This is a genomic window from Burkholderia sp. WTPI3, from assembly GCF_021483755.1.
In the GTDB taxonomy this organism is placed as follows: Bacteria; Pseudomonadota; Gammaproteobacteria; order Burkholderiales; family Burkholderiaceae; genus Burkholderia.
Genome location: NZ_JAGIXF010000005.1, coordinates 121401 through 146568, shown reverse-complemented (window position 1 = coordinate 146568; position 25168 = coordinate 121401). Strand labels below are relative to the sequence as shown.

Sequence of the window (25168 nt, the reverse complement as noted above, 5' to 3'; positions counted from 1 at the left end):
TTCAGACAATGGGCCTGCACATGACTCGAACACGGAGGGGACACATGGAACTGCAACACGCCGCCCAGGTGTTGGGCGACCGCTATGCGCGCGGCTGGCATTGCCTCGGGCTCGCAGCCGACTATCGGGACGGCAAGCCGCACCGGCTCGACATCTTCGGCACGCAGCTCGTCGCGTTCGCCGGCGGCGACGGCGCGATCCGCATTCTGGACGCATGGTGCCCGCACGTGGGCGCCGACCTGTCGAAGGGCGAGGTGCGCGGCAATGCGCTCGTCTGTCCGTTCCATCACTGGCGTTGGGGTGGCGACGGCACTTGCGAGCACGTGCCGTATGCGCCGCGCGTGCCGCACAAGGCGCGGATCCGGTCGTGGCACGTATGCGAACAGAACGCGCTGCTGTTCGTGTGGCATGACCATGAGGGCGACGAGCCGCCCGCGCACGTCGCGATTCCGCGCATTGACGCATGCCGTTCCGGCGAATGGACGCCGTGGGCGGTCCGCAAGATGACGATTCAAACCAACTGCCGCGAACTCGTCGACAACCTCGCGGATGTCGCCCATTTCGGCCCGGTCCACGGCTCGCCGGCGAACTACTTCTGCAACACCTTCATCGGCCACACCGGCTACCAGATGTTTCGCGGCGGGCAGAGCGAGCTGCTCGGCAACGGGCTCGTCGCGGACAGTGCGTATTTCGGTCCCGCGTACCACATCACGCGGATGACGGCCGACGTCGGCGGTCGCGCGGTCGACAGTATCCTGCTGAACTGCCATGTGCCGATCAACCAGCACAGCTTCGATCTGCGCTACGGCGTGATGATCCGCAAGGATCCGGCGCTGTCCGACGACGCGAACCGCGCGATTGCGGACGCGTATGTCGAACAGGCGCACCGGTCGTTCTTCCAGGACGTCGAGATCTGGCACAACAAGACGCGCATCGATTTCCCGGTGCTGTGCGAAGGCGACGGTCCGATCTATCAGCTGCGCGACTGGTACCGGCAGTTCTATACCGACGTCGCGAAGCTGCCCGCCGACCTCGACTGCAGGAAGGTCTTCGAATGGCATGACGGCGCGTGGCGCACGCTGCACGACGTGCCGCCGCTCGCGGCCAGCGGGCTTCACACCATCTGAAGGAGCATTGCGATGTCATTCAACGACAAGGTGGTGCTCGTCACGGGCGCGGGATCGGGCATGGGGCGCGCGACCGCGCTGCGGTTCGCCGCGCACGGCGCGATGGTGGTGGCCGCCGATCTCGACGGCGCACGCGCCGACGAGACGCTGCATCTCGCGCAGGCTGCCGGCACGGGCCTCGCCCAGGCATGCGACGTGGCCGACAGCGACGCGGTTGCCGCGCTGTTCGACGCAATTGGCCAGCGCTACGGGCGGCTCGACGTGCTGGTCAACAACGCGGGCGCGGGGCAGGTGCCGGGCGACGGCTTCGAACTCGCGCAGCAGCGCATCGCGCAGCGCGCGCGGCAACTGGCGAACGGCGACACGCCGACGGTGTTCTCCGACGCGATCGTCGATCTCACCGACGCGGGCTGGCGCCGGATCGTCGACATCAACCTGAACGGCACGTTCTTCTGCTCGCGTGCGGCCGTGCGGCTGATGATCGCCACAGGCGTGCGTGGCGCGATCGTCAACATCGCGAGCGTGTCGGCGCTGTCCGGCGAAGGGCCGCCGGCCTATTGCGCGTCGAAGGCCGCGATCCTCGGGCTGACGCGCTGTCTCGCGCGCGACCTCGGCCCGCGCGGCATTCGCGTGAACGCGATCTGCCCCGGCCCGACCCGCACGCCGATGATGCAGTCGATTCCCGACGAGTGGGCGCGCGAACTCGAACGCGCGATTCCGCTCGGCAGCATGGCCGAACCGGACGACATCGCGCGCTCGATCCTTTACCTCGCGTCCGACGACGCCCGGCAGATGACCGGGCAAACGCTGTCGGTCAGCGGCGGCATGTACATGATCTAGGAGACCACCATGACAGGACGTTTGCAGTACAAGACCGCGCTGATCAGCGGCGCGGGCACTGGCATCGGCGCGGCAACCGCGCAGCGCTTCGCTGCGGAGGGCGGGCGCGTGATGCTGTGCGGCCGGCGCCGGGAGCCTCTGGAACTGGTCGCGCGCGAGATCGTCGCGGCGGGCGGCGACGCGCATTGGATCCAGGCCGACGCGACGGACGAGGCGTCGATCGAACGCGCGGTGGACGCGACGCTCGAGCGCTTCGGCCGGCTCGACGTGATGGTCAACAACGCGGTGAATTACACGTGGGGGCTCATCGACCAGGTCAGCACGGAAGACTGGCACCGTTGCCTGCGCGGTACGCTCGATGTCGCGTTCTTCGGCACGCGCGCGGCGCTGCGCGCGATGAAGCGGCAGGGCGGTGGCGCGATCGTCAACCTCGGCTCGGTCGTCGGGCTGCTTGGCAGTCCCGGGTTGTCCGCGTACGGCGCGGCGAAGGCCGGCGTGCTCAATTTCAGCCGCGCAGTCGCGCTCGAGGGCGCGGCCGACGGAATCCGCGTGAACGTCGTCATCCCCGGCGTGGTGTGGAGCGAAGGGACGCGCGAAGCGCTGCAGGACGATGCGATGCGTGAAGGCACGGCACGCGCGGTGCCGCTGCGGCGCATCGGCGAGCCGCGCGAAGTTGCCGATGCGATCCTGTTCCTTGCGTCCGACGAAGCCTCGTACATCACCGGGCAAAGCCTTGTCGTCGACGGCGGCAAGACTTGCCGCCTCGATGTCGGCGCAACCGACTACGTGTCGGACACGTCGACCGAACGGCGCGCGCAATTCGGCGTGCCAACCGATCCCGCCGGAGCCGTCACGCGATGAACGACACGACCTTGCTCGCACGGATCGACCGACTCGAATCGATCGAGGCGATCCGCATGCTGCCTGCACAATACGCGCTCGCGCTCGACATGCGCGATCTCGACGCGTGGACGAACCTGTTTCCCGAGGATGTGGTGGTCAGCAAGGACCAGATCGGGCGCGCACACCTGAAACGCTGGATCGACGACACTTTGCGTCACCAGTTCACCGTCACGTCGCATCACGTCGGCGGTCACATCGTCGAATTCTCGGATGCCGACCATGCGAGCGGCGTCGTCTATTCGAAGAACGAGCACGAGACGGGCCCCGAGTGGGTCGTCATGCAGATGCTTTACTGGGACGACTACGAGCGGATCGACGGGCGCTGGTATTTCCGCCGACGCTATCCATGCTACCTGTACGCGTCGGACCTGAACCGGCCGCCGATCGGCGAACGCAAGATGCGCTGGCCGGGCCGCGAGCCGTACGACGGTTCGTGGCATGCGCTGTGGCCGTCGTGGCAGGCGTTCTGGTCCGACAGGCCCGAAGGGCTGCCTGACGTCGCGGCACCGGCGCCGCTCGATGCGTTCCTCGCGACGATGCGGCGCGGTTCGGCATTCCCGAAAATTCGCACGCGCTGACGTGCCCACGGAGGCCCCTTTTCATGACCCTGCCGCTCCTTGAACCGGCGCGCATCGGCGCGTTCGCGATGCCGAACCGCATCGTGATGGCACCGATGACGCGCAGCCGCGCGGACGAACACGACGCGCCCGGCGACCTGCACATCGCGTACTACGCGCAGCGTGCGGGCGCCGGATTGATCGTCGCGGAAGGCACGTATCCGCACGCCGACGGCAAAGGCTATTGCCGCACGCCCGGCATCGCGACGCAACGCCAGATCGACGCGTGGCGGCGCGTGACCGACGCCGTGCATCGCGAGAACGGGCGCATCGTGCTGCAGTTGATGCACGTCGGGCGCGTCGCGTCGCGCTTGAACAAGGCGCCGGGCGCCGATACCGTCGCGCCGTCCGCGCTGCGTGCGAACGGCACGATCCACGCGGACGGGCACGGCCAGGTGTCGCTGGATATGCCGCGTGCGCTCACGCGCGCGGAGATTCCCGACGTGATCGACGGCTTCCGGCAGGCGGCCGTCAACGCGCGCACGGCCGGCTTCGACGGCGTCGAACTGCACGCGAGCAGCGGCTATCTGCCGATGCAGTTCCTGCTGGCCTGTTCGAACCACCGCACCGACGACTACGGCGGAACCCCCGAGCGGCGCGCGCGTTTCACGATCGAAGCGCTCGAAGCAATGGCCGGGGCGATCGGCGCACAGCGGGTCGGGTTGCGCATCTGCCCCGGCAATCCGTACAACGACATGCACGACGACGATCCCGCATCGACGTACGGTGCGCTGCTCGACGCGGTATCGCCGCTCGAACTCGCATATCTGCACGTGAGCCGCTCGCCCGACCGGCAACTCGATGCATTCGCGCTGGCTCACCGTCATTTCCACGGTCCGTTGATCGCGAACGATGGATTCGACGCGCACAGCGCGACGAGCGTGCTTGCCGCCGGCCATGCAGACGCCGTGTCGTTCGCACGGCACTTCATCGCGAATCCGGACCTCGTCGTCCGCTTGCGGGATGGCGCGCCGCTTGCCGCGTTCGACCGCGCGACGCTGTACACGCCCGGTGAGCGCGGCTTCACCGACTATCCGCCGCTCCGCGTGGCCGACGCGGGCGGTCCCTCCATCCAACGGAGTGCCCCGTGACCTCAACGCTTCCCGTACCATCGACGATCCCCGCGATGCTGGCCGAATCAGCGCGCCGTTACGCGACGCAGACGGCGATCGTCGACGACGGCCGTTCCATCGGCTACGCGGCGCTGTACGACGCGGCCCGGCGTGCCGCGCGTGCGCTGATCGCGCTCGACGTGCAGCCGGGCGAGCGCGTCGCGATCTGGGCGCCGAACCTGCACGAGTGGATCATCGCCGCGCTGGGCGTCCATCTCGCGGGCGCCGCGCTGGTGCCGCTGAACACCCGGCTCAAGGGCGACGAAGCCGCGGACATCCTGAGCCGCAGCCGCGCGCGCGTGCTGTTCTCGATCGGCTCGTTTCTCGGCGCCCGCTATCCGGACATGCTCGCCGGGCATGCGCTGCCGTCGCTGCGGCACACGGTCGTGCTGCGCGATCCGCAGGCCGGCGCGGCGGGCTGGGACGCATTCGTCGCGCTGGCCGATGCGACGCCAGACGCTGTGCTCGACGAGCGGATCGCCGCGATCGCGCCGCACACGCCGTCGGACGTGCTGTTCACGTCCGGCACGACCGGCCGGCCGAAGGGCGTCGTGACAGCGCACGGGCAGAATCTGGCCGCGTTCGACGAGTGGTCGACGCTGGTCGGGTTGCAGGCCGGCGACCGCTACCTGATCGTCAACCCGTTCTTTCACGCGTTCGGCTACAAGGCCGGCTGGCTGGCCGCGCTCATTCGCGGCGCGACGATCCTGCCGCAGGCAACCTTCGATGCCGATGTGGTGCTGCGCCGCATCGCGGACGAACGCGTGACCTTCCTGCCCGGATCGCCGACGCTCTATCTGAGCCTGCTCGCGCGTCCGGATCTCGAGCGCTTCGATCGGTCGTCGTTGCGCGTGGCGGTTACCGGCGCGGCGAACGTCGCGCCCGACCTGATCTCGCGCATGCGCGACCGGCTCGGCTTCGCGTCGGTGCTGACCGCATACGGACTGACCGAATGCTGCGGGCTCGCAACGGTCTGCCGCACCGGCGACGACGAGCGCATTGCCGCGACGACCTGCGGCCGTCCGCTGCCCGGGATCGAACTGCGTTGCATCGACGCAGCGGGAGCCGACGTGCCGGCCGGCATGCCCGGCGAGATCCTGATCCGCGGCTTCAACGTGATGCAGGGCTACCTCGACGATGCCGCCGCGACGCGCGACACGATCGACGCGAACGGCTGGCTGCATACGGGCGACGTCGGTGTGCTCGACGAGCATGGCTACCTGCGCATCACCGATCGCCTGAAGGACATGTACATCGTCGGCGGCTTCAATTGCTATCCGGCGGAAATCGAGAACATGATCGCCGCGCATCCGGACGTCGCACAGGTCGCCGTGATCGGCGTGCCGGACGCGCGGCTCGGCGAAGCGGGGCACGCGTTCGTCGTGCCGTGCGCAGGCACGTCGCTGGACGAAGCGACGCTTGCCGCGTGGTGCCGCACGCGGATGGCGAACTACAAGGTGCCGCGCGGCATCGCGTTCGTCGATGCGCTGCCGCTGAACGCATCGGGCAAGGTACTGAAGCACACGTTGCGCGAATTGCCCGTACGCAATTCGACGTGACGTGCGACCATCGACGACTGAATCGTCGACATACGACATACAACACAGCGCGTCAAACGGCGCGCCACCCCTGAAGTTTGAAGCAAATCGAAGATATAAGGAGACAACGCATGACGAATCAAACCTCTTCCGCGCATGGCGACGTATCGCGCATCGCATTCGATGCACCTTCCACCGGCGTCATCGTGACGGGCGGCGCATCGGGCATCGGTCACGCATGTGCGGAAGCGCTCGCGGCGGTCGGCCGCCCGGTCGCGATCTGGGACATCCAGGCCGACAAGGCGCGCGACGTGGCCGGCCGGCTGGCCGAGCGCTACGGTGTGCCGACATTCGGCGTCGGCGTCGACCTGCGCGACGGCAGCCGGATGAACGACGCGCTCGCCGCGACGCGCGGTGCGTTGCCGACGCTCGGCGGCCTCGTGCATGCGGCTGGCGTGGTCGACCAGACCGGCATCGACGCGCTGACCGAAGCACGCTGGGACGCCGTGCTCGACGTGAACCTGCGTGCGCTGGCGTTGCTCGTGCAGGCGATGCTGCCGGACCTGCGTGCGCAGTCAGGCTCGGCGGTCGTCGCGATCGCGTCGATCAACGCGACGCTCGGCAACGGACTGATTCCGGCCTACACGGCGTCGAAGGGCGGGGTGCTCGCGCTGGTTCGCTCGCTCGCTGACAGCCTCGGCAACGACGGCATCCGGGTGAACGCGATCTCGCCGGGCCAGATCCTGACGCCGATGATCCAGCCGACCGTCGATGCGTTGCCGGCCGGCACGTTCGAGCGCCGGATCATGCTGGGCCGGCTCGGCGATCCGGCGGAGATCGGCCGCGTGGCGCGGTTCCTGATGTCCGAGGAGGCGAGCTACGTGACGGGCGCCGAGCTGGTCGTGGACGGCGGCAACATTCCGTCGCAGCGGTTCTGAGCGAAGCGTCGCGTCAAGGCACTCCCAGGCGCGTCGGAAAGGAAAACGCGGAGCACGAGGCTCCGCGTTTTTCATTGCGACGGCCGGAAAGACCGTCGTACTCCTGCACTCAACTCAAGCCGCCACCGCTCGCGCCCGCGACATCGTCAGCGCCGCATCCTCGATCATGTCCTCCTGCCCGCCGACGAGCCGCTGCCGGCCCAGTTCGACGAGGATGTCGCGCGCCGGAATCCCGTACTTCGCTTCCGCCCGCTTCGCAAACAGCAGGAACGACGAGTAGACGCCCGCATAGCCGAGCGTCAGCGCATCGCGGTCGAGGCGGATCGGCGCATCCATGATCGGCACGACGAGATCCTCGGCGACGTCGGAAGTCGCGAACACGTCGACACCCGTCTCGATCCCCATCCGGTCGCACACCGCGACGAACACTTCCATCGGCGTATTGCCCGCGCCCGCGCCGAGGCCGGCCGCGGCCGCATCGATCCGGTTCGCGCCGGCGGCGACCGCCGCGACCGAGTTGGCGACGCCCATCGCGAGGTTGTGGTGGCCGTGGAATCCGAGTTCCGTCTCCGGCTTCAGCGCGGCACGCACCTGGCCGATTCGCGCGGTCACGTCGTCGGGCAGCATGTGGCCGGCCGAGTCGGTGATGTAGATGCAGTTCGCGCCGTACGATTCCATCAGCTTCGCCTGCACGACGAGCTGCTCGGGCGACGACATGTGCGCCATCATCAGGAAGCCGACCGTATCGAGCCCGAGCGTGCGCGCGAGACCGATGTGCTGTTCCGACACGTCGGCCTCGGTGCAGTGCGTCGCGACGCGGATCGTGCCGACGCCGAGCGCATGCGCCATGCGCAGATGCTCGACGGTGCCGATGCCGGGCAGCAGCAGCGCCGACACCTTCGCCTGCTTCAGCTCCGGAATCACGGCGCTCAGGTACGCCTCGTCGGTATGCGCCGGAAAACCGTAGTTGACCGAAGCGCCGCCAAGCCCGTCGCCGTGCGTGACCTCGATCAACGGCACGCCGGCCGCATCGAGCCCGCGCGCGATGTCGCGCATCTGGTCGAGCGTGATCTGGTGACGCTTCGGGTGCATGCCGTCGCGCAACGACATGTCGTGGACGGTGATCTTCTTGCCTGCAAGTGACATCGTGTGACTCCTCGACTCAAGCGGTGGCGGCCGTCGCGGCCAGCATCTGTTCGGCGAAACGCTCGGCCGTGGCGGCCGCGGCGGCGGTCATGATGTCGAGGTTGCCCGCGTATTTCGGCAGGTAGTCGCCGAGCCCCTCGACTTCCATGAAGACCGACACGCGATTGCCGTCGAACACCGGGCCGTTCTTCAGCGTGTAGCCCGGCACGTAGCGCTGCACTTCCTTGACCATCGCATGCACCGACGCGGTGATCGCATCGACGTCCGGGGGGCCGTCGGTCAGGCAGTGGATCGTGTCGCGCATGATCAGCGGCGGCTCGGCCGGGTTGATCACGATGATCGCCTTGCCCTTGCGTGCACCGCCGACCTGTTCGATCGCGCCGGACGTCGTGCGCGTGAATTCGTCGATGTTCTTGCGCGTGCCCGGGCCGACCGAGCGCGACGACACGGTCGCGACGATCTCGCCGTACGCGACCGGCTGCACGCGCGACACCGCGTACACCATCGGGATCGTCGCCTGGCCGCCGCAGGTCACCATGTTCACGTTCATCTGCGCGCTGCCGAGGTGCGCGTCGAGGTTCACCGGCGGCACGCAATACGGCCCGATCGCCGCGGGCGTCAGGTCGATCATCTTCACGCCGAGCGCGGTGAGCTTGTCGGAGTTGTCGCGATGCACGTAGGCCGACGTTGCGTCGAACGCGATGCGGATTTCGTCGTCGGCGACATGCGGCAGCAGTCCGTCGACGCCGCGGTCGGTGGTCTTCAGGCCGAATTCGCGGGCGCGCGCGAGGCCGTCGGACGCCGGGTCGACGCCGACCATCCACACGGGTTCGAGCACCGGCGAGCGGCGCAGCTTGTACAGCAGGTCGGTGCCGATGTTGCCCGGCCCGATCAGTGCGCATTTGATTTTCTTCATCAGGTTCGTTCCTTTAGATAAAGCGGACGTCGCAACCGCCGATGCCGGCGATGTGCATCGACAGCGCGTCGCCGGCCGTGACCGGAATCAGTTTCGCGAGCGAGCCGGACAGCACGATCTCGCCGGCGAGCAGCGGCACGTCGTATTCGGCGAGCGTGTTCGCGAGCCACGCGACCGCGTCGGCGGGATGGCCGAGCGCGGCATCGCCACGGCCTTGCGCGACGCGCTCGCCGTTCTTGTCGATCGTCATCTCGCACGCGGCGAGGTCGAGCGTGCGCGGATCGACACGCGCGTCGCCGAGCACGTATACGCCGCACGACGCGTTGTCGGCGACGGTGTCCTCGATGCGGATCGCCCAGTCGCGGATGCGCGAGTCGACGATCTCGAAGCAGGGCGCGACGGCGGCGGTCGCGGCGATCACGTCGGTGCGGTCGATGCCGGGGCCGCGCAGGTCGCGCGCCAGGATGAATGCGATCTCGCCTTCGGCGCGCGGCGCGATCAGCGACGCGGTGGAGATCGCCTCGCCGGCCGCGTAGTGCATGCCGGACAGCAGGATGCCGAAATCGGGCTGACGCACGTTCAGCATGTCCTGCACGGCCTGGCTCGTCACGCCGATCTTCTTGCCGACCACCGATTCGCCACGCTCGACGCGGCGTTCGATGAAGCGTTGCTGGATCCGGTACGCATCGTCGAGGGACAGCCGGCGCGGCCGCGCCGACAGCGGCGCGACCGGCGAGCGGGAATGCCACGCGGCGTACAGCTCGTCGCCGAGCGTCGCGTGCAAGCGGTTGGACATGGTAGGGCCCTCGAATGGAAAAGGCCGCCGCACCGGGCGGCGTCGTGCGCCGGAGCGAGGCTCCGGCGCGTGGGGCGCGGGCGTGCCGCGCCGCTCGCTCAGTTACCCGAACTGCGGATCGCGTCCGGCGAGAAGTACGCCTCGGTGAACTGCGGGCTGCTGTCGAGCTTCGGCATCGGCCCTTCGTTGGTCAGGCGGTCGGCCATGTATGCGCCGGAGATCAGGTCGTGGAAGAACACGACGCCCGGGTAGAACGTCTTCGCGTCATACGCGTACAGCGTCGTCGCGACGTTGGTGCGCCACAGCTGGCCGCGCGCGTCGTAGTTGTCGGCGAGCAGCGTCATCCACGAATCCTCGTCGATGTACAGCACGCGCTTCGCATACTGGTGGCGATAGCCGCTCTTCAGCGTCGCCTGCAGCACCCACACGCGATGCAGCTCGTAGCGGATGTACGCCGGGTTCTCGTGTCCCTTGGTCAACAGGTCCGCATACTTCACCGAGCTGTCCATTGCCTTGTAGTCGTCGTACGGCACGTAGATCTCGCGCTTGCCGAGGATCTTCCAGTCGTAGCGGTCGCCGGGGCCGTTGTACAGGCGGTCGTCGTCGACGGTGCGGAAGCCGCCCGGGCCCTGCGGCTGGTCATAGCCGTATTCCGGCGCCTGGCGCACGCGCCGCGTGCCGGGGTTGTACATCCACGTGCGCGACGAGTTGTCCGCGCCGGCCTTGTCCCAGTTCGTGAAGCCGACGATCAGCGAGCCGCGGTCGGACAGCGGCAGCTCCGTCGCGTTGCGGTAGAACGTGCGGTTGTTCAGGTCGCTCTTCACGTCGTACTTGCCGACGTTGCGCGGCGAGTAGATGTCGTAGCGCACCTTGCCCCACGCGATGTTGCCGTCGGAATACACGACCGCCTGGTCGTAGGTCGCCTGCTCGGTGCCGATCGCCGACGAGAAGCGCTGGTTCCACAGCAGCTCGGCGGCCGTCTTCGGAATCGGATAAGGCACCTGCGGCGGCGCGTTGGTCAGCCCGTTCGCGTCGGGCGTCATCGTCGAGTCGGGCGCGTACGTGCGGATGTCCTTGTAGACCGAATCAGCGTAGCGGAAGTCGCGATGGCTCGGATAGACGTTGATCTTGAACGTGGCCGGGTAGCGCTTGAACATCGCCTTCTGGCCGTCGGTCAGGTGCTCGGCATACTGCGCCATGTTTTCGGCGGTGATCGTCGCGACCGGCTTCTCGTTCGCGAACGGATCGGGGTAGCGGCCGCCGCGCTTGTACTGCACGTCGGGCGGCGTGCCGAGCCACTTACCCGACCACTCCGGCACGCCGCTGTCCTTGCTCGCGGCGCGTACCGCGCCCATCGGCGTGAGTGGGCCGTCGAGTGCCTTCAGGTCGTCCGGCGTGACCTTCGGGAACGATGCCGTCGCAACGAGCGCACACGTGGCCATCACGGTCGCGCGCAGGAGGGGGAGACGAGTTCGTTTCATGACAAATCCTCTTCTTGCTGAGTGACGAGCGGCCGGGCCGCTCAGAAGTGGTAGGTCGCCGTGGCGAGCACGTAGTCGCGATCCGCCAGCGGACGCGTGACCGGGTTGGGCGAACCGAGGAACTTGGCGTAGACGAGCGACAGCTGCAGGTTGCTCAGTCGCGTGAAGGTCACGCCGGCCGTCACACGGTGATCGCCCTGGCCCGTCAGCGAGCCGAGCGCGCCCGCGAGCGGCGATGTGCCGGTCAGGTCGTGCGTATAGGTCAGCGGCACGTCGAGATCCCAGCCGTTGAACACGTTCTTGTAGCTGAGCGTCCACGCGATCTCCATCGCTAGCGCGTTGCGCGAGTTGGCGAGCGTCGTCGAGCCGTCCAGCTCGGAGATGCTGCCCGCATGCACGTACGTCAGTTCGCCGATCAGCGACTGCGAGTTCGCGAGGAAGCTCGGCCCGATCGAGTAGATGCCGGACAGGTTGGTCTGCAGCACGTTCGCGCGAGTCGACTGCGGGCCGGTCGGCGTATTGACCAGCACGGCCGCGCCCTGGCGGTACGACACTTCGCCCGCGACGTTCACAGGACCGACCTGCGTCGAGAAGCTCGCGCCGGTCAGCTTGATGTTGCTGAAATAGGTTTGCTGGTACTGGAGCGTCGGGAAGTAAGTCGTGACGACGCTCGGGTTCATGTCGTTGTAGTGCAGGTAGTACAGGCCGAGCTCGGTGTCGCCGAGCACGCGAAAGCGTGCGCCGATACCCCACTGGTTGCTCGCGCTCGGCTTCTCGTCGGGTCCGCGCGGAATCAGCATGCCGCCCGGACCGATGATGAATTGCGCGCCGGGACCCGTGACGTCGGAATAGCTCCAGTACGTGCCGGGCGCCGTCAGCTTGTTCTGCTGGAACGCGAACTGGTAGTAGCCGAGCACGCTGAAGTTCGGCGTGATCTGCCATTGCGTCGAGATCTGCGGCACCGGCAGCAGGATGTCCTTCACCTCGGCGCCCGCCATGTACGACTTGGTTGCGTCGGCCGGCCCCTGTGCGCCCGCGATGTTCGCGAAGAACAGGCTCTCGCCCCATGCGACCACCTGGTCGCCGACTTTCACGTTCAGGCTCGTCGCGCCGATGCGGAAGGTGTTGTACGCATACGCGGCGAGCAGCGTCGTGTGGCCGCCCGACCAGTAGCGCGCATCGCTCGTGAAGTTGTTGTACTGGCCAGACTGGTTCACGGTGCCCGGCGCGTCGTTGTAGTTCGGGCGGCGATAGGCCTGGTCGTAGAACGTGTCCGCGCGGACGAACACGCCCCAGTCGTCGTGCTTCAGGTTCACTTCGCCGAGCAGGCTGACCTGGTTCTCGATCAGCTTGTTCTTCGCGAAGTTGCGGTCGCCGTCGTCGCCGTTGATGTTCGCGGGTGTCAGCAGATTGCCGCTCGGCGCGCGCGTGCGCATGCCGAGCCCGTAGCTGAGCGTGAACGTGTAGTCCAGCGTCGTGTCGGCGCCTAGGTCGATCGTGCTGCCGGCGTGCGCGCTGGGAACGGCGCACGTCAGCAATGCGGCGGCCAGCGTCGACAGCGTGGCGGTGGCCCGCTTGTCGGTACGGCGCGAAATCCGTTGATGCATGGTGTCTCCTCTGGGGTATCGACGACGGTCGACTGTGGTTGTCGTGAGAGGCAGAGTAGGGAGATCGCGGTAGCAGGGAATCGTCAAAATGAACTAGATGACTTCCCTAGGACCTGTTCCCGCCCATAACGGGTTTGCGAACGTGCGTTGCCGCTCGCGTCGCGTGTGTCATCGCGCGTCCGTCTGCGCCGCCGAAAGAAACGCCGGCCGTTCGCCGCCGCCGTCGAGCCGCAGGTTCGCGCCGGATGCGTACGACGCATCGGGCGATGCGAGGAACAGGCACGCCGAAGCGACGTCGTCGGGCGTGGCGAGCCGCCCGGCCGGAATCGTCGCGCGGATCGCATCGAGCGCAGCGTCGTCACCGTAGTGGCCTTCGGTCGCGGATTCCGTCTGCACGAGACTCGGGCTGATCGCGCACACGCGCACGCGCGGCGCCCACTCGACGGCGAGCGACGTGACCGCGTTGACGAGGCCGGCCTTCGCGGCGCCGTAGGCCGCGGTGCCGGGCGATGGCCGCGATGCGCTGACGCTCGCGATGAACAGCAGCACGCCGCCGTGCGGCTGCGGCTGCATCATCGCGTTCGCGCGTTGCGCGAGCTGCAGCGGCGCGATCAGGTTCAGCCGCACGATCGATTCGGTGAAGCGCGGCGACGCATCGGCCGCGAGTGCGAACGGCGAGCCGCCCGCGTTGTTGACGAGCACGTCGAGGCCGCCGGCCGCCGCGCGGATTGTCGCGAGCATCGCGTCGACCTGTTCGATGTCGCGCAGGTCGGCGGCGACGAAGATCGCCGTGCGGCCGCCGGCCGCAGGCGGTGTGGCGGGCGCGCTGCGCCCGCAGACGAACACGCGTGCGCCCGCCATGAGAAACCGCTCGGCGATGCGCCGCCCGATGCCCTTGGTGCCGCCCGTCACGAGCACCGTCTTGCCGCTGTAGTCGAATCCGTTCATCGTCTGCCTCCGTTTCGGTGGGCCGATGATAGGAAGAAGCGCGCGCGGCTTCGTAGTCTGAAAGGATGATGCCGGCCGGCGCCGGCGGCGCAATCATCGTGGCAAGCATCCATCGACCGACGAAGGAGACAACCCGCGATGACGACCCCCACCACGCCGCCGGCCGGCATCTTCACCGACGTACCGGGCGGCCTGCGCCTGCATCATTTCGAGGCGGGCGAGGGCCGCCCGGTCGTGTTCATCCACGGCAGCGGCCCGGGCGCCAGCGGTTTCAGCAATTTCAAGCACAACTACGCCGCGTTCGCGGCCGCCGGCCATCGCGCGATCGTCGTCGACCTGCCGGGCTACGGGCAGTCGTCGAAGCCGGCCGACGTCGCTTATACGCTCGACTTCTTCGTCGGCGCGCTGCACGCGCAGCTCACCGCGCTCGGCATCGGGCCGGCCGTGCTGCTTGGCAACTCGCTTGGCGGCGCGATCGCGCTGAAATATGCACTCGACCATCCCGACGCAGTCGACGGGCTGATCATGATGGCGCCGGGCGGTGTCGAGGATCGCGAGACGTACTTCCGGATGGAAGGGATCCAGCGGATGGTGAAGCTCTTCACCAATCGCCAGATGAATGACGACACCATGCGCGAACTGCTGACGCTGCTCGTGCACGATCCGGCGATCGTCACCGATGCGCTCGTCGCCGAACGGATGAAGGTGTGCGTCGAGCAGCCGACCGAAGTGCTGTCGACGATGAGCGTGCCGAACCTGACCGGCGCGCTCGCCGACCTGCGCTGCCCGGTGCTCGGTTTCTGGGGCACGGACGACCGCTTCAATCCGGTCGGCGGTGCGCTGAAGTTCGTCGAACGCTGCCGCGACGCGCGCGTCGTGCTGATGAACCGCTGCGGCCACTGGGTCATGGTGGAGCACGCGGCCTATTTCAATCGGGAATGCATCGATTTCCTCGCGACGAAAAACGTCCGATAACGCGAGATGCCCCGGACGGCCGGCCGCGAACGCGGCCGGCCCGCCTGAATCCACGGAGACATGATGAAACTCATCGAAGAACTGTTCGACCTGCGCGGCAAGGTGGCCGCGATCACCGGCGGCGCGCGCGGCATCGGCGCCGAAACGGCCCGCACGCTGGTCGCGGCCGGCGCGAGCGTCGCGATTCTCGACGTGCTGTCGCAACCGGCGGAAGCGCTCGTCGAGGAGATTCGCGCACAGGGCGGCCACGCGGCGTTCTGGTCGCTCGACGTCACGCACGAGGCCGACGTGTCGCGCGTGTTCGGCGAGATCGTCGCGCGCTTCGGACGCCTCGACGTGCTCGTGAACAACGCGGGAATCGAAGGGCACAACGTGCCGACGCACGAGCTCACGCTCGCGCAATGGCAGCGCGTGCAGGACGTGAACGTCAACGGCGTGTTCCTGTGCACGCGTGCGGCGATTCCGCACATCGAAGCGGCCGGTGGCGGCTCGATCGTGAACCTGTCGTCGATGTACGGAATCGTCGGCGGCCCCGACGTGCCCGCATATCACGCATCGAAAGCGGCAGTGCGCATGATGGCGAAGGTCGACGCGATGCTGTATGCGGCGAAGAACATCCGCGCGAACTCGGTGCATCCCGGCTACATCCGCACGCCGATGCTCGAGGATGCGTTCCGCCAGATGGGCCAGGATCCCGACCGCGCATTCGAGTACATGCAGACCCACGTGCCGATGGCGAAGATCGGCAGCCCGCGCGACATCGCGGCAGGCATCCTGTATCTCGTGTCGCCGGCAGGCCGCTACGTGACGGGTGCGGAGCTGGTGATCGACGGCGGGTATACCGCGCGCTGACACGCCGCGGCCGTTGCAACGAAACAGGAGACAGGCAGTTGAAAGTGCTCGTGGCAGTGAAGCGCGTGGTCGATGCGAACGTGAAGGTCGGCGTGACATCCGACCGCACGGGCGTCGACATCGCGAACGTGAAGATGTCGATGAACCCGTTCGATGAAATCGCGGTGGAAGAGGCCGTGCGGCTGAAGGAGGCCGGTGTCGTGACGGAGGTGGTGGCCGTGTCGGTCGGTGTCGCGCAGGCACAGGAAACGCTGCGCACAGCGCTGGCGATCGGCGCGGATCGCGCGATCCTCGTCGAATCGAACGACAGCGTCGAGCCGCTCGGCGTCGCGAAGGTGCTGAAGGCGCTGGTGGACAAGGAGCAGCCGCAGCTGGTGATTCTCGGCAAGCAGGCGATCGACGACGATTCGAACCAGACGGGCCAGATGCTGGCCGCGCTCGCGGGCCTGCCGCAAGCGACGTTCGCGTCGAAGGTGACGATCGCCGACGGCCGTGCGACTGTTGCACGTGAAGTCGATGGCGGTGCGGAAACGCTGTCGCTTCAACTGCCCGCAGTCGTGACCACCGATCTGCGCCTGAACGAGCCGCGCTACGTGACGCTGCCGAACATCATGAAGGCGAAGAAGAAGCCGCTGGAAACGGTGAAGCCGGAAGAGCTGGGCGTGGACGTTGCGCCGCGTCTGAAGACGCTGAAGGTGGTCGAGCCGCCGAAGCGCGCGGCCGGCGTGAAGGTGCCGGACGTGAAGACGCTGGTCGAGAAGCTGAAGACCGAAGCCAAGGTGCTGTAAGAGGGAGCGCAAGGACATGACGATTCTGGTAATTGCCGAGCACGACGCAGCATCGGCGGGCGGCGCTTCGCCGATCAAGGCCGCGACGTTGAACACGGTGGCGGCGGCGGCCGACGTCGGCAAATTCGTCGGCGGGGACATTCACGTGCTGGTGGCCGGCCACGACGCGAAGGCGGCAGCCGATGCGGCAGCGAAGATCTTGGGTGTCGGCAAGGTGCTGCTGGCCGATGCGCCGCAACTCGCAGACGGTCTTGCCGAGAACGTCGAAGCGACCGTGCTGACCATCGCGGCAAACTACTCGCACATCGTCGTGCCGGCCACGGCCTATGGCAAGAACATCGCACCGCGTATCGCTGCGAAGCTGGATGTCGCGCAGATCTCCGAGATCACGGCGGTCGTGTCGGCCGACACGTTCGAGCGCCCGATCTACGCGGGCAACGCGATCGCGACGGTGCAGTCGAGCGACCCGATCAAGGTCATCACCGTACGTGCAACGGGTTTCGATCCGGTGGCGGCAGACGGCGGCAGCGCCACCGTCGAGAAGATCGAAGCGGCCGCCGATGCGCGCGTATCGCAGTTCATCGGCCGGGAAGTGACGAAGCTGGACCGTCCGGAGCTGACGTCGGCGAGCATCATCGTGTCGGGCGGCCGCGGCTTGGGCAGCGGTGAAAACTACACGAAGGTGCTGGCGCCGCTGGCGGACAAGCTTCAGGCGGCACTCGGCGCGTCGCGCGCCGCGGTCGACGCCGGCTACGTGCCGAACGACTATCAAGTGGGCCAGACCGGCAAGATCGTCGCGCCGCAGCTTTATATCGCGGTCGGTATTTCAGGCGCGATCCAGCACCTGGCCGGGATGAAGGATTCGAAGGTGATCGTTGCGATCAACAAGGATCCGGACGCGCCGATCTTCAGCGTGGCCGATTACGGCGTCGTCGGCGACCTGTTCACGCTCGTGCCCGAAGCGGCCGCGGTGCTGTGACGATGCCGCTGTTCGACTTCAACGGGATGCGTCCGCGCGTCGATCCGTCCGCGTACGTTCATCCGAGCGCGGTCGTGATCGGCGACGTGACGATCGGCGCGGGCTGCTACATCGGCCCGCATGCGAGCCTGCGCGGCGATTTCGGCGCGATCGTCGTCGAGGCGGGCAGCAACGTGCAGGACGGCTGCGTGCTGCACGTCGGCATCGGCGAGACGTGCCGGCTCGGCGTGAACAGCCACATCGGCCACGGCGCGATCGTGCATGGCGCGACGCTCGAACCGGACACGATGATCGGGATGAACGCGGTCGTGATGGATGGCGCGACGATTGGGGCCACGACGATCGTCGCTGCATGCGCATTCGTGAAGGCCGGCTACGACGTGCCGGCAGGGGTGCTGCTCGCGGGTGTGCCGGGGCGCGTGGTGCGACGGCTGAGCGACGCGGAGATCGCCGCGAAGGCGAACGGTACGCGGGTGTATCAGCAGTTGGCGGTGGATTGCCTGAAGACGCTCAGGCAGATCGACGAAGCGTAAGCGCAGGCATGTCGTCACTTGCCGGCGACAAAGCCTTCGTTCGTCGGTGTGAAGACGGAAAAGCCGCATTCGACGAGCGCCGAGCGAAGCCGGGCCGAAAGTGCAACGCCATGGACATCGAGCGCCGTGTATCCGTGCTGCAGAGCAAGGTTGCCGTGGTGGTCCTCGATCGCATCGAGTATCGAATCGCACCAGCTTTCCGGGTCGTCGCCGTGGCGATCGAACCTCGTGACACCGCCTTCGGCGCCGGACGTGCATGCAATGCGCGATTCGCGCCAGATCCGCTCGACGACCACATCGTTCGCGTCGCTCGTCACGACCCACGTGTGCCGGGCGCCGGCGGCGACTTCGCGAATCCGCTCGCCGCATTCCGGATCGACGATCAGCGCGATCGTGTGCGGTTCAGTCATCGGTTCTCTCGGGGTTTATGCCAATGGCGATTCGGTGTCGCCCACGCAGGCCGCTGGATCCGTGTGCGATCGATTGCCTGATGCGGCATCGTTGTCATAAGATCGGCTTCAGACCAGCCTACCGCCTCCGGCGCCGAATGAAAACGAATATACGCCTGCGCATCGCCATCATCACGTCGGCTTTCGCCGTCTATCACATATTCATGCATGTCCAGTGGGTCGTCAGCGGCTGCATCGTATTCCTCGGCCGTCAGCGTTGCAGCTTCGAGAACAGCGCGAATTTCGAAGGGATGATGGACTTCGACTTGATGCTGACCTGCGCGTGGGTCGCGGGTGCGGTGATGGGATGGCTCACCGTCGCGCGTTCGCCGAAGAAAACCGGATAACGGCACGCCTATTGCGTACGCACCGGCACCGGCCTGTCATGCACGATCGCGAGCGATAGCGCCACGAGACCGCACGCCGCGATCAGCATCAGCAGTACCCCCTTGCCCGCGTGCACCATCACCCATCCGCCGAGCGACGGGAAGCCGAATGCGCCGATGAAATACGCCGCGACGAACCACGTCAGCACGCCGTGCCGTTGCGCGTCCGCGCAATCGTTGACCGCCTGCGCCTGGATGACCGGATACGCGAGACCGTAGCCGGCGCCGAGCAGCATGGCCGCGGCCGACTGGAACGACGCATGCGCGGACGCGCCGAACATCGCGAGCGTGCCGAGCAGCATCATCGCGAGCAAGCTCTTGATGGCGGTTTCCGGGCGCGCCATTCTGACCCAGCGGCCGAGCAGCCAGCGCGCGATCACCACCGTCGTCGTGTACAGGCTGAAGAACGTGCCGGGGTGCGCTTGCGTGCCTTGCACGAACGACATCTGAAACGTCATCAGCCCGGAGAACACGCAGGTGCCGAGCGCGATCATCGCGATCGGCGCGGCCGCGCGCGTGCGCGAGATGGCGCCGATATCGCGCACCCATCGGCCGCCGGCCGCGGATGCGGGCGGGCACGGACACATGCGGCCGAAGATCTCCAGCATCAACGACGCGAGCGCGCACAGCGCGCCGAGCGCGTATAGCGTGTCGGCGATCGACCAGTGGAGCAGGCGCATTGCATATGCCGCGAACGCCGGCGCCGCGCCGATCCCCGTCATCTGGAAGGTCGCCGCCCGAAAGAACCAGATGCCGCGATCGGCGCCGCTGGTCCGTTCGGCCAGTGACATCGGCGCGGCCAGATGAAACGCGCCCCAGCCGAACCCCACCAGGAAGCCGGATGGCAGATCGGCGAACGGCGGGTGACCGACGAGCGCGAAGCCGGCGATGCCGGCGCCGATGCACAGCGACGACAGCGCGGCGATCCGCGCGGCGCCGACCTGCCGCGAGAACCAGCCGACCACCGCCAGGCCGGCAAAGGTGCCGACCGTGGCGGCGGCCAGCGCGGCGCCGGTATCGAGATCGCTGCCGCCGATCGCGCGAAATCGCGTCGACAACAGGAAGGTTGCACCGTACCCGCCCGCGGTAAGCAGGGTGCCGACGAGGAACAGCAACGCACCGTGAACGCGCATGGCGGGCATCCGGGCAGCAGTGACGGTCGGAGAATCGGCGATTGCCAGACAGTATGAACCAGGACCGGTGCGGGATTCCCGCATTTACGCGGCACGGCGGGGCCGTCGGCATTCGTCGGATCACGGTTGCTTCAGGCAACGCATCCAGCGCATGCTGCGCGTGTCGCGGCGCGATGCCGGTGGCCTGGTTTCGCGGCTCGTGCCGCCTTGCTTTCCCCGCGCGGTGCACTAGATTCGAAGCGTGATATGTATCGCCGACCGCGCGAGGTGACGCCATGACGCCGTGGGAGATTCAGGGAACCGAGCTGATGAACTGCAATTGCTCGTACGGTTGCCCGTGCCAGTTCAATGCGCTGCCGACGAACGGCCATTGCCAGGCGATGGGTGCGATTTCGATCGACAGCGGTCACTATGGCGACGTGGTGCTCGACGGCGTCAGGATCGCGGTGGTGTTCAAGTGGCCGGGCGCGGTGCACGAGGGCCACGGCAAGTGTCAGCCGATCGTCGACGAGCGCGCCGATCCGGCGCAGTGCGACGCCGTGCTGAAGATCATGACCGGTCAGGATACCGATCCGTTCGCGACGATGTTCTCGGTGTTCGCGTCGACGCTCGAGCAGGCATTCGACCCGATCTTCGCGAAGATCGATTTCGACGTCGATGTCGATGCGAGGCGCGGCCGGATTCACGTGGACGGCGTGCTCGATGTCGTCGGCGAACCGATTGTCAATCCGGTGACGGGCGCCGAACACCGCGTGCGGATCGACCTGCCCGACGGTTTCGAGTACGAGCTGGCCGAGATCGGCTCGGGCACCGGCCACTCGCACGGTCACATCGAACTGGACTTCGAGCGGACCTATGCGCAGTTCGCACGGCTGCACCTGAACAATCACGGGGTGGTCCGGCATCGCGCGACGGCATGAACCCCGTCGGCGATTTTCTCGCGCGTGAGCGCGTCGTCACGCTGCTCGGCATGGCCGCGCTCGTCGGCGCGTGCTGGGCCTACCTGTGGACGGGCGCCGGGACCGGCATGTCGGCGCTGGACATGACGACGCTCGCGCTGTTCCCGCATCGGCTGGCCGACGACATGGGCGCCATGGATCCGTCGCTGCCGACCGTGATCCTGATGTGGTGGGTGATGATGATCGCGATGATGACGCCCGGTGCGGCGCCGCTCGTGCTGCTGTACCGGCGCGTGCTGCGGCATCACGGCGCGCAGGGCGCGGGTTCGGCGCTCACGTCGGCGTTTCTGCTGGCCGGCTACCTGGTCGCCTGGCTCGCGTTTTCGGTCGGCGCGGCCGTGCTTCAGATGCTGCTGCAGCCCGCCGGCCTGATCTCGGGGATGATGCTGTGGTCGAAGAGCGCCGCGCTGTCCGCGTTCGTCCTCGCGTTGGCTGGCATCTATCAGTTCTCGCCGCTGAAACAGGCATGCCTGCGGCAATGCCGGTCGCCGGTGCGCTTTCTTACCACGTACTGGCGCCCCGGCGTGTCCGGCAGTTTCCTGCTCGGCGTACGCCACGGCGCATATTGCGTCGGGTGTTGCTGGCTGTTGATGGCGCTGTTGTTCGTCGGCGGCGTGATGAACGTCGTGTGGATCATCGCGTTGTCGCTGTTCGTGCTTGCGGAAAAGGTGCTGCCGGGCGGCGAGCGTATCGGCCGCGCGCTGGGTGTCGTGCTGATGGCGTGGGCCGTCGCGACGCTGCTCGTGTAGCGGGGACGTTCATGCTGCGACGCAGGTGCAGGTGCTGGCTCCGGTAGACACGAAGGCATCCGCGGTGCGTCCTGGAGATTGTCGATGAAGATCCGATGCGTTGCTGCCGCCGCCGTCGGTGCACTGACGGCTGTTGCGATGCCGGCTTGCGCGGCCGGCGGCATGTCGGACATGAACATGGGCGACACGAAGCTGTCGGCGCCGGATACCGCACTGACCGATGCCGAAGTGAAGCGTATCGATGCCGCGCACGGGATGGTGACGCTGAAGCACGGCGCGCTCCGGAACGTCGGGATGGCGCCGATGACGATGACGTTCAAGGCCGGCGATCCGGCCATGATCGAGTCGCTTCGCGTGGGCGACAAGGTTAGGGTTCGGGTCGAGCGCGTGAACGGCACGCTGACGATCGTGCGGCTCGTGAAGCGGCAGTGACGCTCGAATCCCGCAGCGGTTTCCGGCGGCGATCGTCGCCGCGACGGTGTGCTATGCCGGTGCTGCGATCTACGGCCGGTCGTTCAACGGACTGTCGCCGGCCGCGCCGGCCGTCGGCTCGCTCGTGGTCGGCAGCGACGCCGCTGGTGCCCGCCAGCATCGCGGTCGACCGACCACGGACGCTCGAGCCGTCGTGGCAGCCGCTCGCCGTCCTGTCGACCGCGTTCGCGTTCGTCGTCTCCTTCCGGCTGGTCCGGACGCTCGGCTCGGTCGGGACGACGGCGCAAGCGTATCTGCGCGTTCCGGTCGGCGTGGCGATCAGCATCGCGCTGCTCGGCGAATCGCTGTCCGCATTGGCGTGGCTGGGGCTCGGATGTGCCGTCGCGGGCGTGGCGGCGATGACGCTGCCGTCACGCGCTCAGTGGAAACCGCGGGCGTGACGACACTTTCGCGAGCGCGAACGTTGCGCCGCCCCGATTCGTCACGTGAATGACCGTCGAGCCCGTGACGATCAACGCGACGCCATTGCGGGTGTCGTCACCGTTCCGTGCCGGTGCTACGTAACGTGCCCCCGTGTTACGTGAACGCCGGGAGCGGCGTGGGGCCCGCCGAACCGGCGGGTTTCCGATCGCATGCCGTACGTCCCGCGTGGGGACGGCCGCCGGCGGGGCCCGGTGCGCGGCGATCGCGGGATTGCATCGATGGCGACCTTGGTGGCACGGGTGATGCTTGTCGAATGCATTGATCTGAAAAACCGACGGGGGCATCCATGTATCACCATTTCACCAGAACCGGCGTTGCGCTCGCCGCGATCGCCGCGGCTTGTATGCTGGCCGCGTGCGGCGGCGGCGACATCACCGCGCCGACCGTGGCCGGCAATAACATCGGCACGAGTACGAGCGGAACCAGCGGAACCAGCGGAACCAGCGGAACCAGCGGAACCAGCGGGACCAGCGGGACCAGCGGGACCAGCGGAACGACGAGCGGCGGTTGGGGTACCAGCGGCGCGCCCGGCACGAACGGCATCGTCAGCACGGTTGGCCAGGTCGTGATGGACGCCGGCACCTCGCTCGGCGGAGTGAGTCTGCCGGGTGTCGGCAAGAGCGTGACCGCGGGCCCGGGCGCCACGATCACCGGCGTGGGCTCGATCATCCGCGACTCGGCGAACGCGGTGAGCGCGGGGATCGGCCAGATCGGCATCACGCCGGACCCGGTCGGCAAAACGGTCACCGGGCTCGGCACCGTCGTCAGCTCGACGGGCAATCCCGTCCTGGGCCTTGCCGAGACCGTGAAGGCGCTCGGCGCGGGCCCGCTGTCGCCGCTCGCCCCCATCACGACGCCGGTTGGCGGCCTGCTCGACACGGTAGCCCAGGGGCTGCAGTCCGCGGGCGCTACGGTCGGCTCGACCGTGTCGTCGGGGCCGGTGCAGCAGGCGACCCAGTTGGCCGGGTCGGCGATCACGCCTCTCGTGACGACGGCCGGCAGCCTGACCCAACAGGTCGGCACGGCGACCGGTCTCGGTCAGCCGGTCGCCGGCCTGCTTGGACAGGTCGGCGGGGCGATTACGTCGGCCGGAACCAAGGTGTCGGCCGCCTCGTCGCAGCCGGTCGTCGGCGATCTCGGGCAACTGGTTCGGGCGGTCGGCAATACTGTTACCAACGCCGGCGGCCTCGTGAATCCGAACGGCGCAAACGGCGCCGTGCCGATTTCGGGCCTGGTGACGAGCGTGGTCGGCGGGATACCGGCAACCGTGCACAACGGTCCCGGCACCGGTACGAGTGGCGGGGCAACGTCGGGCGGTACGAGCAATCCGCTCGCGCCGGTCACGTCGCTCGTCGGCGGCTTGCTCGGCGCAGCGGCCGGCAAGTGACGGATCCGCACTGATCGTCAGCGCGCCCGGCCGGCGCGAACGAATCGCCGGCCCGAACACCGCGTGCTAACCCGGTCCGTTGCCGGAATCGCAGTCGGGTTCGGAGAAATTCAATTCGACACCGTTGCCGGCCGGATCGCTGAAAAAGATCTGGAGCTGGCGCGTGAGCGGCACGTATCGGCGCGCGTACCGGACCTGCGCGTTGTCGAGGCGCCGCTCCATGTCGGCGGCGTTCGCGCAGGAAAACGCCATATGGTCGAACGTATTGACGACGTGCGCTGGCCGCACCTCGCCGGGCCGCGTTTCCGACAGGTGGAGAATCGCTTGCGCCCCCGCGTAGAGCCAGTAGCCGTCGCTCTGGAACGGTGGCCGATAGCCGGGTTCGAGGCCCACGACGTTCACGTAGAAATCGCGCAGCGTATCGAGCGTCGCCCGATCGGCGCGCAGGTTGTAATGATCGAGTCCGATGACTGACATGGCAGGTTGTCCGGTTCGTGCAAGGGGGCATTGCACAGCATCGCGTAGCGCGGGGTGTCCTGTCACCCCCGAATCCCTTTGATCGCCGCAGCCGGGCGCGCGAGCCCGCGGGCCGGCAGCGGCGTCGACATCACGATCGACGTGCGGGTTTCGCCGTACAGGTTGATGCGCTCGATCAGCTGTTCGAGGTGCGCCATGCCCGTGGCCACGAACCGCATCACGTAGGAATCCGCGCCGGTCACGTGATGGCACTCGACCACTTCGGGAATCGTCTCCAGCAGCGTCAGGAATTTCGCCTTGGCCGGCTGCGGCACCGTGATGCCGATCAGCGCGCTCACCGCGTAGCCGGCCGCGGCCGGATTGACCCGCGCCGTGTAGCCGTCGATCACCCCGATCGATTCGAGGCGCTTCACGCGTTCGGTCACCGCCGGCACCGACAGATGAACCTGACGTGCCAGCTCCGTGTAGCTGATGCGGCCGTTGGCCTGCAGCAGCGCAAGTATCTTCCAGTCCAGATCGTCCATGGCGGTGGAGTTTTTAAGGTAAAACAGCCATTTTTCCTTAAAAACCGGCTTCAGCGGCGATCGGACTTTCCCTACGATGCCGGTATCCCCCTT

The 25168-nt window shown here is 67.5% G+C and carries 28 protein-coding genes; 18 read left to right on the top strand and 10 right to left on the bottom strand.

Annotation, left to right across the window (positions count from 1 at the left end):
* The first annotated feature begins 44 nt into the window (after positions 1 to 44).
* The 7 genes from J7024_RS04865 to J7024_RS04835 all read left to right on the top strand — a co-directional run bounded on the left by J7024_RS04865 (position 45) and on the right by J7024_RS04835 (position 7075).
* The gene (locus J7024_RS04865) at positions 45 to 1127 is read left to right on the top strand and encodes a Rieske 2Fe-2S domain-containing protein (protein ID WP_234744828.1); all 1083 of its coding nucleotides are present in this window, start codon (positions 45 to 47) and stop codon (positions 1125 to 1127) included.
* 12 nt (positions 1128 to 1139) lie between these two features.
* Positions 1140 to 1967, top strand: coding sequence for an SDR family NAD(P)-dependent oxidoreductase (locus J7024_RS04860; RefSeq protein WP_124825239.1), 828 nt, complete (start codon positions 1140 to 1142; stop codon positions 1965 to 1967).
* Between the two features lie 9 nt (positions 1968 to 1976).
* Positions 1977 to 2828 carry an SDR family NAD(P)-dependent oxidoreductase gene (locus J7024_RS04855; RefSeq protein ID WP_124825238.1) on the top strand — a complete coding sequence of 284 codons (852 nt, stop codon included), beginning with the start codon at positions 1977 to 1979 and terminating at the stop codon, positions 2826 to 2828.
* Positions 2825 to 3448 carry a nuclear transport factor 2 family protein gene (locus tag J7024_RS04850; protein WP_124825237.1) on the top strand — a complete coding sequence of 208 codons (624 nt, stop codon included), beginning with the start codon at positions 2825 to 2827 and terminating at the stop codon, positions 3446 to 3448. The genes J7024_RS04855 and J7024_RS04850 overlap by 4 nt, the downstream gene beginning before the upstream one ends.
* Before the next feature lie 23 nt (positions 3449 to 3471).
* Positions 3472 to 4578, top strand: a complete 1107-nt coding sequence (locus J7024_RS04845) for an alkene reductase (RefSeq protein WP_124825236.1) — start codon at positions 3472 to 3474, stop codon at positions 4576 to 4578.
* A gap of 35 nt (positions 4579 to 4613) precedes the next feature.
* A complete protein-coding gene (locus tag J7024_RS04840) occupies positions 4614 to 6158 on the top strand; it encodes a FadD3 family acyl-CoA ligase (protein ID WP_199568790.1) in 1545 nt (514 codons plus the stop codon).
* A 110-nt stretch (positions 6159 to 6268) separates the two neighbouring features.
* Positions 6269 to 7075 (top strand): SDR family NAD(P)-dependent oxidoreductase, encoded by an 807-nt coding sequence (locus J7024_RS04835; protein WP_124825234.1) that lies wholly within the window; start codon positions 6269 to 6271, stop codon positions 7073 to 7075.
* Between the two features lie 114 nt (positions 7076 to 7189).
* On the opposite strand, the gene dmpG is transcribed toward J7024_RS04835, so the two are convergent.
* The 6 genes from dmpG to J7024_RS04805 all read right to left on the bottom strand — a co-directional run bounded on the left by dmpG (position 7190) and on the right by J7024_RS04805 (position 13969).
* Positions 7190 to 8221: a 4-hydroxy-2-oxovalerate aldolase gene (gene dmpG / locus J7024_RS04830; RefSeq protein ID WP_234744827.1), complete on the bottom strand. Its 1032-nt coding sequence runs from the start codon at positions 8219 to 8221 to the stop codon at positions 7190 to 7192.
* Between the two features lie 16 nt (positions 8222 to 8237).
* The gene (locus J7024_RS04825) at positions 8238 to 9137 is read right to left on the bottom strand and encodes an acetaldehyde dehydrogenase (acetylating) (protein ID WP_124825232.1); all 900 of its coding nucleotides are present in this window, start codon (positions 9135 to 9137) and stop codon (positions 8238 to 8240) included.
* A gap of 13 nt (positions 9138 to 9150) precedes the next feature.
* Complete coding sequence (gene dmpE, locus J7024_RS04820; RefSeq protein ID WP_124825231.1) at positions 9151 to 9933, bottom strand: 2-oxopent-4-enoate hydratase; 783 nt, start codon at positions 9931 to 9933, stop codon at positions 9151 to 9153.
* Positions 9934 to 10031: 98 nt separating this feature from the next.
* Positions 10032 to 11414, bottom strand: coding sequence for a DUF1329 domain-containing protein (locus J7024_RS04815; protein WP_124825230.1), 1383 nt, complete (start codon positions 11412 to 11414; stop codon positions 10032 to 10034).
* A gap of 41 nt (positions 11415 to 11455) precedes the next feature.
* Positions 11456 to 13021: a DUF1302 domain-containing protein gene (locus J7024_RS04810; protein ID WP_124825229.1), complete on the bottom strand. Its 1566-nt coding sequence runs from the start codon at positions 13019 to 13021 to the stop codon at positions 11456 to 11458.
* Between the two features lie 168 nt (positions 13022 to 13189).
* Positions 13190 to 13969 (bottom strand): SDR family oxidoreductase, encoded by a 780-nt coding sequence (locus J7024_RS04805; RefSeq protein WP_175750478.1) that lies wholly within the window; start codon positions 13967 to 13969, stop codon positions 13190 to 13192.
* 138 nt (positions 13970 to 14107) lie between these two features.
* Between J7024_RS04805 and J7024_RS04800 the strand changes: the two genes are divergently transcribed.
* The 5 genes from J7024_RS04800 to J7024_RS04780 all read left to right on the top strand — a co-directional run bounded on the left by J7024_RS04800 (position 14108) and on the right by J7024_RS04780 (position 18096).
* Complete coding sequence (locus J7024_RS04800; RefSeq protein WP_124825227.1) at positions 14108 to 14944, top strand: alpha/beta fold hydrolase; 837 nt, start codon at positions 14108 to 14110, stop codon at positions 14942 to 14944.
* 63 nt (positions 14945 to 15007) lie between these two features.
* Complete coding sequence (locus J7024_RS04795) at positions 15008 to 15796, top strand: SDR family NAD(P)-dependent oxidoreductase (RefSeq protein ID WP_124829845.1); 789 nt, start codon at positions 15008 to 15010, stop codon at positions 15794 to 15796.
* Positions 15797 to 15834: 38 nt separating this feature from the next.
* Positions 15835 to 16584, top strand: coding sequence for an electron transfer flavoprotein subunit beta/FixA family protein (locus J7024_RS04790; protein ID WP_234744826.1), 750 nt, complete (start codon positions 15835 to 15837; stop codon positions 16582 to 16584).
* A gap of 16 nt (positions 16585 to 16600) precedes the next feature.
* A complete protein-coding gene (locus J7024_RS04785) occupies positions 16601 to 17563 on the top strand; it encodes an electron transfer flavoprotein subunit alpha/FixB family protein (protein ID WP_124829843.1) in 963 nt (320 codons plus the stop codon).
* Between the two features lie 2 nt (positions 17564 to 17565).
* Positions 17566 to 18096 carry an acyltransferase gene (locus J7024_RS04780; RefSeq protein WP_175750481.1) on the top strand — a complete coding sequence of 177 codons (531 nt, stop codon included), beginning with the start codon at positions 17566 to 17568 and terminating at the stop codon, positions 18094 to 18096.
* 14 nt (positions 18097 to 18110) lie between these two features.
* Here J7024_RS04780 and J7024_RS04775 read toward each other — a convergent pair whose 3' ends face one another.
* A complete protein-coding gene (locus J7024_RS04775) occupies positions 18111 to 18506 on the bottom strand; it encodes a hypothetical protein (RefSeq protein ID WP_124829841.1) in 396 nt (131 codons plus the stop codon).
* 137 nt (positions 18507 to 18643) lie between these two features.
* Between J7024_RS04775 and J7024_RS04770 the strand changes: the two genes are divergently transcribed.
* Positions 18644 to 18892 carry a hypothetical protein gene (locus J7024_RS04770; protein ID WP_124829840.1) on the top strand — a complete coding sequence of 83 codons (249 nt, stop codon included), beginning with the start codon at positions 18644 to 18646 and terminating at the stop codon, positions 18890 to 18892.
* An 8-nt stretch (positions 18893 to 18900) separates the two neighbouring features.
* Here the strand turns inward: J7024_RS04770 and J7024_RS04765 are convergent, their stop codons facing one another.
* On the bottom strand, positions 18901 to 20064 hold the full coding sequence (locus tag J7024_RS04765) for an MFS transporter (protein ID WP_234744825.1): 1164 nt from the start codon (positions 20062 to 20064) through the stop codon (positions 18901 to 18903).
* A gap of 275 nt (positions 20065 to 20339) precedes the next feature.
* Between J7024_RS04765 and J7024_RS04760 the strand changes: the two genes are divergently transcribed.
* The 5 genes from J7024_RS04760 (at position 20340) to J7024_RS04740 (ending at position 24074) form a co-directional block, all read left to right on the top strand.
* Positions 20340 to 20984: a DUF1326 domain-containing protein gene (locus J7024_RS04760; protein WP_175750483.1), complete on the top strand. Its 645-nt coding sequence runs from the start codon at positions 20340 to 20342 to the stop codon at positions 20982 to 20984.
* Positions 20981 to 21772 (top strand): DUF2182 domain-containing protein, encoded by a 792-nt coding sequence (locus J7024_RS04755; protein WP_175750484.1) that lies wholly within the window; start codon positions 20981 to 20983, stop codon positions 21770 to 21772. Before J7024_RS04760 ends, J7024_RS04755 begins: the two co-directional genes overlap by 4 nt.
* An 84-nt stretch (positions 21773 to 21856) precedes the next feature.
* Positions 21857 to 22204 (top strand): copper-binding protein, encoded by a 348-nt coding sequence (locus J7024_RS04750; RefSeq protein ID WP_124829836.1) that lies wholly within the window; start codon positions 21857 to 21859, stop codon positions 22202 to 22204.
* 146 nt (positions 22205 to 22350) lie between these two features.
* The gene (locus J7024_RS04745; RefSeq protein WP_208450225.1) at positions 22351 to 22644 is read left to right on the top strand and encodes an EamA family transporter; all 294 of its coding nucleotides are present in this window, start codon (positions 22351 to 22353) and stop codon (positions 22642 to 22644) included.
* A 329-nt stretch (positions 22645 to 22973) separates the two neighbouring features.
* Positions 22974 to 24074 (top strand): collagen-like triple helix repeat-containing protein, encoded by a 1101-nt coding sequence (locus tag J7024_RS04740; RefSeq protein WP_234744824.1) that lies wholly within the window; start codon positions 22974 to 22976, stop codon positions 24072 to 24074.
* 66 nt (positions 24075 to 24140) lie between these two features.
* Here J7024_RS04740 and J7024_RS04735 read toward each other — a convergent pair whose 3' ends face one another.
* Positions 24141 to 24551: a VOC family protein gene (locus J7024_RS04735; protein WP_175786619.1), complete on the bottom strand. Its 411-nt coding sequence runs from the start codon at positions 24549 to 24551 to the stop codon at positions 24141 to 24143.
* Positions 24552 to 24613: 62 nt separating this feature from the next.
* On the bottom strand, positions 24614 to 25075 hold the full coding sequence (locus J7024_RS04730; protein ID WP_124829848.1) for an Lrp/AsnC family transcriptional regulator: 462 nt from the start codon (positions 25073 to 25075) through the stop codon (positions 24614 to 24616).
* Between the last annotated feature and the right edge of the window lie 93 nt (positions 25076 to 25168).

What these genes read in the sequence shown, in the direction of transcription:
- J7024_RS04835 (WP_124825234.1), top strand. Translation starts at nt 6,269, where the DNA reads ATGACGAATCAAACCTCTTCCGCGCATGGCGACGTATCGCGCATCGCA.
- J7024_RS04860 (WP_124825239.1), top strand. Translation starts at nt 1,140, where the DNA reads ATGTCATTCAACGACAAGGTGGTGCTCGTCACGGGCGCGGGATCGGGC.
- J7024_RS04775 (WP_124829841.1), bottom strand. Translation starts at nt 18,506, where the DNA reads ATGACTGAACCGCACACGATCGCGCTGATCGTCGATCCGGAATGCGGC.
- J7024_RS04785 (WP_124829843.1), top strand. Translation starts at nt 16,601, where the DNA reads ATGACGATTCTGGTAATTGCCGAGCACGACGCAGCATCGGCGGGCGGC.
- J7024_RS04750 (WP_124829836.1), top strand. Translation starts at nt 21,857, where the DNA reads ATGAAGATCCGATGCGTTGCTGCCGCCGCCGTCGGTGCACTGACGGCT.
- J7024_RS04840 (WP_199568790.1), top strand. Translation starts at nt 4,614, where the DNA reads ATGCTGGCCGAATCAGCGCGCCGTTACGCGACGCAGACGGCGATCGTC.
- J7024_RS04865 (WP_234744828.1), top strand. Translation starts at nt 45, where the DNA reads ATGGAACTGCAACACGCCGCCCAGGTGTTGGGCGACCGCTATGCGCGC.
- J7024_RS04780 (WP_175750481.1), top strand. Translation starts at nt 17,566, where the DNA reads ATGCCGCTGTTCGACTTCAACGGGATGCGTCCGCGCGTCGATCCGTCC.
- J7024_RS04795 (WP_124829845.1), top strand. Translation starts at nt 15,008, where the DNA reads ATGAAACTCATCGAAGAACTGTTCGACCTGCGCGGCAAGGTGGCCGCG.
- J7024_RS04850 (WP_124825237.1), top strand. Translation starts at nt 2,825, where the DNA reads ATGAACGACACGACCTTGCTCGCACGGATCGACCGACTCGAATCGATC.
- J7024_RS04760 (WP_175750483.1), top strand. Translation starts at nt 20,340, where the DNA reads ATGACGCCGTGGGAGATTCAGGGAACCGAGCTGATGAACTGCAATTGC.
- J7024_RS04770 (WP_124829840.1), top strand. Translation starts at nt 18,644, where the DNA reads ATGAAAACGAATATACGCCTGCGCATCGCCATCATCACGTCGGCTTTC.
- J7024_RS04825 (WP_124825232.1), bottom strand. Translation starts at nt 9,137, where the DNA reads ATGAAGAAAATCAAATGCGCACTGATCGGGCCGGGCAACATCGGCACC.
- dmpG (WP_234744827.1), bottom strand. Translation starts at nt 8,221, where the DNA reads ATGTCACTTGCAGGCAAGAAGATCACCGTCCACGACATGTCGTTGCGC.
- dmpE (WP_124825231.1), bottom strand. Translation starts at nt 9,933, where the DNA reads ATGTCCAACCGCTTGCACGCGACGCTCGGCGACGAGCTGTACGCCGCG.
- J7024_RS04735 (WP_175786619.1), bottom strand. Translation starts at nt 24,551, where the DNA reads ATGTCAGTCATCGGACTCGATCATTACAACCTGCGCGCCGATCGGGCG.
- J7024_RS04810 (WP_124825229.1), bottom strand. Translation starts at nt 13,021, where the DNA reads ATGCATCAACGGATTTCGCGCCGTACCGACAAGCGGGCCACCGCCACG.
- J7024_RS04855 (WP_124825238.1), top strand. Translation starts at nt 1,977, where the DNA reads ATGACAGGACGTTTGCAGTACAAGACCGCGCTGATCAGCGGCGCGGGC.
- J7024_RS04755 (WP_175750484.1), top strand. Translation starts at nt 20,981, where the DNA reads ATGAACCCCGTCGGCGATTTTCTCGCGCGTGAGCGCGTCGTCACGCTG.
- J7024_RS04845 (WP_124825236.1), top strand. Translation starts at nt 3,472, where the DNA reads ATGACCCTGCCGCTCCTTGAACCGGCGCGCATCGGCGCGTTCGCGATG.
- J7024_RS04800 (WP_124825227.1), top strand. Translation starts at nt 14,108, where the DNA reads ATGACGACCCCCACCACGCCGCCGGCCGGCATCTTCACCGACGTACCG.
- J7024_RS04805 (WP_175750478.1), bottom strand. Translation starts at nt 13,969, where the DNA reads ATGAACGGATTCGACTACAGCGGCAAGACGGTGCTCGTGACGGGCGGC.
- J7024_RS04815 (WP_124825230.1), bottom strand. Translation starts at nt 11,414, where the DNA reads ATGAAACGAACTCGTCTCCCCCTCCTGCGCGCGACCGTGATGGCCACG.
- J7024_RS04765 (WP_234744825.1), bottom strand. Translation starts at nt 20,064, where the DNA reads ATGCGCGTTCACGGTGCGTTGCTGTTCCTCGTCGGCACCCTGCTTACC.
- J7024_RS04740 (WP_234744824.1), top strand. Translation starts at nt 22,974, where the DNA reads ATGTATCACCATTTCACCAGAACCGGCGTTGCGCTCGCCGCGATCGCC.
- J7024_RS04730 (WP_124829848.1), bottom strand. Translation starts at nt 25,075, where the DNA reads ATGGACGATCTGGACTGGAAGATACTTGCGCTGCTGCAGGCCAACGGC.